We start from the raw sequence: 6491 nt of genomic DNA, 5'->3' as shown, positions 1-6491 counted from the left end.
GCCTGATCGAACGCCGTGTTGCCGAAGGAGGCTCAGATCGCCTGATCGAACGCCGGGTAGCCAGCAATCAGTACGATGCCGCGATGAACATGCGAATGCATTTTTCGATGGATTGATTGGCTGACTGAGCCCTTACTCCGGCAACCCCGCCAACCGCAAACCTTCGGCAAACCGGGCAACGTCTTCAGGCCGTTGAATGGGCAGCCACGCGCCCAGGCTGGACACCCGCAACGTCGGGTCCAGCTGACGCAGCCGTTCCATGGCCTGCTTGGCTTTGTCGGTTCGCCCATTGAGCGCGTGGCTGGCGGCGATCAGGGCCGCCGCTACCAGCAGACTGGGCAGGTTTCCCTGCGCTTTCTCGGCCCAGGAAACCGAACATTCGAAGCGACCGGCGAAGAAGTGCGCCAACGCCATCCCGACCTGCATGCGGAACATTTCCGGGTCCACAGGGCTCAGGCGCACGGCATGCTCGAGGTTGGCAATGGCGGCTTCGGTTTCGCCACCCAAGGCGCGCAGGATACCGCCGAGATACCAGGCCGGCGCCAGATTGGGGTTGAGCACTCGAGCCCGATCCAGCAAAGCAATGCCACAATCGACATCCCCGGTCAGATGGGCCAGGGCATGACCGCAGCGGGTCAGCGCCACGGCGTCATCGCGCCCCAGTTCCACGCCCATGCGCGCCAGCCGCGCACCTTCGGCGACGTCCCGGGGCCGGTCGGTCATCCAGCCGTTGAGCTTGCGCCAGAAGTGGCACCACGCGGCCATGCCGTATGCCGAGGCGAATTCCGGATCCAGCTCGATTGCCCGGTAGAACAGCGCCAGCGCCTGTTCGATCGCCTCACGGGTGCCGATGTGCAGCTTGGCCGTCCCTCGCAGGTAGTAATCGTAGGCATCGAGGCTGTCGGTGGGCTTGCGCTTGGCCCGCTCGATTTCCGCGCGTTCAAGCTGCGGCGCAATGGCGCCCACTACGCTCTCGGCCACTTGATCCTGGAGTTCGAAAATATCGTCGAGCAGGCCTTCGAAGCGCTCGGCCCACAGGTGCGTGCCGCTGCACGCATCAATCAACTGGCCGGTGATGCGGATCTTGTTGCCGCTCTTGCGCACGCTGCCTTCCAGCACGTAACGCACACCCAGTTCCTGACCGACGCCCCGCGCGTCGACCGCTCTGCCCTTGTAGGTGAAGCTGGAGTTGCGGGCGATGACGAACAGCCAACGCAGGCGCGACAACGCGGTGATGATGTCTTCGACGATGCCGTCGGCGAAGTAGTCCTGCTCGGGGTCTCCACTGAGGTTCTGGAACGGCAGGACGGTGATCGAAGGTTTTTCCGGCAGGACAAGTGTCGCGGCCACCTCGGGTTTCGCAGGCGCTTCCGGTGCATTGACGGGGCTGTCGCACGGGCTGATTTCGCCGACGAAGCGATAGCCCTTGCGCGGCACCGTACGCACCAGGCGCTGCTGCTCGCCGGTGTCGCCGATGGCCTTGCGCACAGCGTTGATGTGGCTGGTGATGGTCGATTCGGAAACGATCCGGCCACTCCATACGGCGCTCAACAGTTCGTCCTTGCTCACCACCCGCTCGCGGTTGCTGACCAATAGCAGCAGCAAGTCGAAGACCTGCGGCCCGACCGTCACGACTTGCCCGCGCCAGGTCAGTTCCCGGCGCTGCGGGTCGAGCACGTAGTCTTCAAACACGAATTGCACGGTGGCTGTTCTCTGGTCTGGCGCCCCCCGACGCCGTGTCCGGGCAGGCGATTGTTTTGCGCTCGATCATACGGCAGACCTCGGGCGGTCGCACCCGTCTGCACACTGGTCTACGCATCTGCCGACGGATTGGCCTGTCTGGACAAAAAACCAAGACAAATCCAAGGTCATCACAAGGATTTGCCAGAGCGTCACAGGCAAGCTCAACCCACATCGACAGCAACGGTTGCCGTCGGCCAGTGGAGAGATGCCATGAAGATCGTCGTTATCGGAGGCACCGGCCTCATCGGATCGAAACTTGTGAACAATCTGCGCGAACGCGGCCACGATGCACTCGCCGCCTCGCCTAACACCGGCGTCAACAGCATCACCCGCGAAGGTCTGGCCGAAGCGATGGACGGTGCCCAGGTGGTGGTCGATGTGTCCAACGCGCCGTCGTGGGAAGACCAGGCCGTGCTCGATTTCTTCGAAACCTCCACCCGTAATCTGCTCGCCGCCGAAGCCGCCGCCGGGGTTCGCCATCACGTGGCGCTGTCGATCGTCGGCAGTGAGCGCCTGCCGGCCAACGGTTATTTCCGCGCCAAGGTCGCGCAGGAGAACATGATCAAGGCATCGGGCATTCCGTACAGCCTGCTGCGGGCGACGCAGTTCTTCGAATTCGTCGGCGGCATTGCCCAATCCGCTACCGTCGGCGACGAAGTGCGCCTGTCGCCGGCATTGATCCAGCCCATGGCCTCTGACGATGTGGCCGCTGCACTCACCGACGTGGCACTGGCCGCGCCGATCAACGGCACGCAGGAAATTGCCGGCCCCGAAGCCATGCCCCTCGACGAGTTAGTCCGGCGTTTTTTCCGCGCTACCGACGACACCCGCAAAGTGATCCCGGACGTCCACGCCCGTTACTTCGGCGATGTGCTCGACGACCAGTCGCTCACCCCCGGCAGCAGCAACCCGCGCCTGGGTCCAACGCGCTTTGAAGACTGGCTGGCGAAATCGACCCAGCGCTGAAACACCCCACCTGTTTGAAGGAGTATCGCCATGTTCAGCCGAATCCTGCTGGCCGCCACGTTTGCGGCCGTTTCGATTTCATCCGCCTCGGCCGCCGAGCCGCAGGCAGGCAAGGTTACCGTGGTGTTCGACCGCGCCCTGCCGAACGTTCCGGGTAAATCCATGAAGGGCGTGCTGGTGGAATACGCACCCGGTGGTTCTTCGCCGGCACACTTTCATCCGAAGTCCGCGTTCATCTACGCCACGGTGCTTGAGGGCGCCGTGCGCAGCAAGGTCGGCGACGGGCCGGAGAAGGTCTACAAGGCCGGGGAAAACTTCGTCGAACAACCGGGTGATTTCCACGCGGTGAGCGCCAATGCCAGCACTACTGAACCGTCCCGTCTGCTGGCGGTGTTCGTGCTCGACAGCAACGAGACCGTCCTGGTCAAACCGGTCAAGCCGTAACCGATCCATACGCCAATCCGCCTCCGGCAGCGTGGCTGCCGGAGAGTACCGCTACGGGGCGCGTTCAAGGTCGGCGTTGCAAAACATGCCCGATCAAAGCATTGATCTTTCGCCCCACACCCAGTAAAAAACCGTCTTCCCTTCCCACCCTTGCAAGGAGCAGCGGATGCTCGAGCTCACCACGCAACGCCTGGATCTGCGCACGATGGTCGAATCCGACTGGCCGCTGTTTCTCCGGCTGCATTCCGAGCCGCAAACCATGCAGTACGTGTTCGGTGAAATCGCCGAGGAACAGGTGCGCAAAGGCTTCGAACACAGGCTTCCGGCCTGGGGGCCGCAGTCGGATCACTGGTTGTGTCTGGTGGTGACCGACAGGGCCAGCGGGCAGGAACTGGGCGTGACCGGATTCCGCATCCTGTCGCCGGGGCATGCCGAGGTGGGTTGCCTGCTGTTGCCCGAGCATCAGGGCAAAGGCTTTGGCACCGAGTCGCGGCAGGCGATCATCGACTATGCCGCCGCCATCGGCCTGGACTCGTTGGAGTCGACCGTGACCGACGGTAATATCGCCTCCTGCAAGGTCTTGGAGAAATGCGGTTTTGTATTCGAGCGCCGCGTGCCGCAGGCCTATCAGATTGGAGATCGGTGGTTTGACGACCTGATCTACCGCTATCAAATCAGCTGACCCCGTTTTATCAGCGACCGCCAAGGAGGCCCTCGTCGTGAATCCTTATCAATGCCTGCCACCCCGCGCTTTCTGGCGCACCGCCGTGGCCGACAAGCCCGCGCTGAACATCGATCAACTGTGGACGCCGCAGTTCGAGATCGGCAACGAGGACGCCATCGTCACCGCCGGCTCGTGTTTCGCCCAGCACATCGGCCGCGCGCTGGTGGAGCGCGGCATGAACTGGCTGGATGCGGAACCGGCCCCGGCCGAATTGCCCGAAGCCGACTGGAAGGCCCATAACTACGGGGTGTTCTCGTTCCGCACCGGCAACCTGTACACCCCGGCGATGTTGTGCCAATGGCTGGAATGGGCGTTGGGTGTGAGCCTGCCACCCGACGAAACCTGGGCCCATGACGGCCGTTTCTTCGACCCGTTCCGCCCCGCCGTGGAGCCCGACGGCTTTGCCAGCGAGGACGCGCTGTTCGCCTCGCGCGAAGCCACCCTCGACGCGATTCGCACCGTCCTGCGCCGAGCCAAAGTGTTCGTGTTTACCCTCGGCCTGACCGAAGCCTGGCAGAACCGCCAGACCGGTCTGGTGTATCCCGTGTGCCCCGGCACCGTGCGGGGGACCTTCGATCCGCAGCTGCACCGCTTCTGCAATTTCGGTTTCATGGACACCTATGGCGACATGGTAAGGGCGCTGGAGTTGATGCGTTCGATCAACCCGCAACTGCGTGTTCTGCTCACCGTGTCACCGGTACCCCTGACGGCGACGGCCACGGGCGAACATGTGCTGAGCGCCACCACCTATTCCAAATCGGTCCTGCGCGCCGTCGCCGGGCAGCTGTGTGAAGACCTGCACGACGTCGACTATTTCCCTTCTTACGAGATCATCACCGGTACACCGTTCAAGGGTGCGTTCTACCAGCCCAACCAGCGCGAGGTCACGCCCGAAGGCGTGGCGTTCGTCATGCAGCAGTTTTTCGCCGGGCTCGATGCGGTTCAACCGCTGCACACGCCGGCCAGCGTTCCCTCTACCTGCGTATCCAGCAAGGAGCTTGTCTGTGAAGACGCCGTGCTCGATTACTACGCCTAGGTTTCTGCTGCTGGGCGACTCCCATGCCGGCGTCATCGGCAAGGCGGCGCAAGCCCGCGAGTTGCCGTTCAGCGGCGGCCCGCTGGGCACCGGCCGGGATTTCGCGGTGGATTTTTTCAGCCTGACCCGCCATGACGTGCTGTTTCGCGAGGCCGAGATGGAGCGCCTGTATCGCCAGGCCCTTGAGCCGTTCGAAGTGCCGCAACTGGCGAAGGTCGGGGTGCCGCTGGTCAGCACCATTGGCCTGAGCCTGCACTACCTCGCGACCGCGCCGAACTGGACGTGTTACCAGACACCCGACGGCGAATTCGACGAAGGTTTTCTCGCAGGTCCCCTGTTCGAATCCATTGTCGACACCTTGTCCCGACCTGCGCTGGCGTTCTATGAACAGGCCCGGGCAATGAACCTCAAGGTGTTCGCCGTATTGCCGCCGCAGCGGGTGCCGGAGTTGTCCGATTCGCGGGTGTTCATGGCAGCGCAGGCGCTGCTGATCGAGCGCCTGCAAGGGCTCGGCATCGAGCTGATCGACGTGCGCGCAGCGGCGAACGATGAGCAGGGTTTTCAGCTTCCGGCGTACTGCGAAGTGGATGACCCGCTGCACGGGAATCTGGCGTTTGGCGAGTTGATCGTCGATCAACTGCTCAATCGAGGAATTTAGACCGGGACCTGTGGGAGCGAGCTTGCTCACTCCCACAGGGGGTCATCACGCCTTGGGCTGCGTCCCCAGAATCGTCACCCGCTCGCCATACCGCGAGTGCGGGAAATAATCCCAGACCGCATGGTGTTGGGTGCAGCGGTTATCCCAGAACACCAGGCTGTTCGGCGTCCAACGCACGCGACAACTCAAAACCGGCTCTCGGGCCACCAGATCGAACAGCATGTTCAACAGCACCTGGCTTTCACCGCCGGACAACTGGACGATGTGCGACGTGAACCCGGAATTGACGAACAGCGATTTGCGCCCGGTTTCCGGGTGGCGAACCACCACCGGGTGTTCGGTTTTCGGCAGGTTGGCCGGCGCCTCATAACCCTTCCATGGGATCGCGCCGTCGTGGATCGCCGTCAGTTCGCCGAGAAACTGCTGCATCGTCGGCGAGAGCATTTCCAGCGCCAGGTGCATGTTGGCGAACAACGTATCGCCGCCCGTGCCGATGGCCGGGGTTTCCTTGACGTACAGCATCGACCCCATGGACGGCGCCAGGTCGGCGGTGCCGTCGGTGTGCCAGGTTTCGCCGGCCACGTAGCGCGATTGCGCATTGGCGCGGATCACCACCAGCTCCGGGTCATCGCCGTCGATGTCCTCCACCGGCAGCGCCCTCAACTCACCGAACAGCCGGCCAAACGCCTTGTGCTCGTGCACCGTCAGGTGCTGATCGCGGAACACCACCACGTGGTTCTCCAGAAAGGCCCGGCGGATTTCTGCGAGCTGTTCGTCGCTCAACGGTTGCGAAAGATCGACGCCGCCGATCTCGGCGCCGATGATCGGCGTGATTCGCTCAACCGTGATGTGCTGATACGGCGCACGCCGTTCGGCGGCGATAAGCTCGATTGCCTTGAGTGCCAACTGATCCATGTTCC

The 6491-nt window shown here is 63.2% G+C and carries 7 protein-coding genes; 5 read left to right on the top strand and 2 right to left on the bottom strand.

The annotated features are described in order from the left end of the window. Positions 1-132: 132 nt before the first annotated feature. Positions 133-1701, bottom strand: a complete 1569-nt coding sequence (locus QRN46_RS27640; RefSeq protein WP_221614944.1) for a winged helix-turn-helix domain-containing tetratricopeptide repeat protein — start codon at positions 1699-1701, stop codon at positions 133-135. Positions 1702-1953: 252 nt separating this feature from the next. Between QRN46_RS27640 and QRN46_RS27635 the strand changes: the two genes are divergently transcribed. From QRN46_RS27635 to QRN46_RS27615, 5 genes are all read left to right on the top strand, one after another. Further along, complete coding sequence (locus QRN46_RS27635) at positions 1954-2709, top strand: SDR family oxidoreductase (RefSeq protein ID WP_201820179.1); 756 nt, start codon at positions 1954-1956, stop codon at positions 2707-2709. Between the two features lie 30 nt (positions 2710-2739). Beyond that, positions 2740-3153 carry a cupin domain-containing protein gene (locus QRN46_RS27630; RefSeq protein ID WP_201820181.1) on the top strand — a complete coding sequence of 138 codons (414 nt, stop codon included), beginning with the start codon at positions 2740-2742 and terminating at the stop codon, positions 3151-3153. A 166-nt stretch (positions 3154-3319) separates the two neighbouring features. Then, positions 3320-3835 (top strand): GNAT family N-acetyltransferase, encoded by a 516-nt coding sequence (locus tag QRN46_RS27625; RefSeq protein WP_064382008.1) that lies wholly within the window; start codon positions 3320-3322, stop codon positions 3833-3835. A 37-nt stretch (positions 3836-3872) separates the two neighbouring features. After that, entirely contained in the window at positions 3873-4913 is a 1041-nt protein-coding gene (locus tag QRN46_RS27620) for a GSCFA domain-containing protein (RefSeq protein WP_201820184.1), read from the top strand. Beyond that, positions 4882-5571, top strand: a complete 690-nt coding sequence (locus QRN46_RS27615) for a hypothetical protein (RefSeq protein WP_285358571.1) — start codon at positions 4882-4884, stop codon at positions 5569-5571. Before QRN46_RS27620 ends, QRN46_RS27615 begins: the two co-directional genes overlap by 32 nt. A gap of 45 nt (positions 5572-5616) precedes the next feature. Here QRN46_RS27615 and QRN46_RS27610 read toward each other — a convergent pair whose 3' ends face one another. Further along, positions 5617-6486 carry a TauD/TfdA dioxygenase family protein gene (locus tag QRN46_RS27610; protein ID WP_201820187.1) on the bottom strand — a complete coding sequence of 290 codons (870 nt, stop codon included), beginning with the start codon at positions 6484-6486 and terminating at the stop codon, positions 5617-5619. Between the last annotated feature and the right edge of the window lie 5 nt (positions 6487-6491).

Source organism: Pseudomonas sp. lyk4-R2A-10, assembly GCF_030209075.1.
GTDB classification, from domain to species: Bacteria; Pseudomonadota; Gammaproteobacteria; order Pseudomonadales; family Pseudomonadaceae; genus Aquipseudomonas; species Aquipseudomonas glycinae.
The sequence above is the reverse complement of the archived record's forward strand: the minus strand, read 5'-3'. Positions and strand labels throughout refer to the sequence as shown.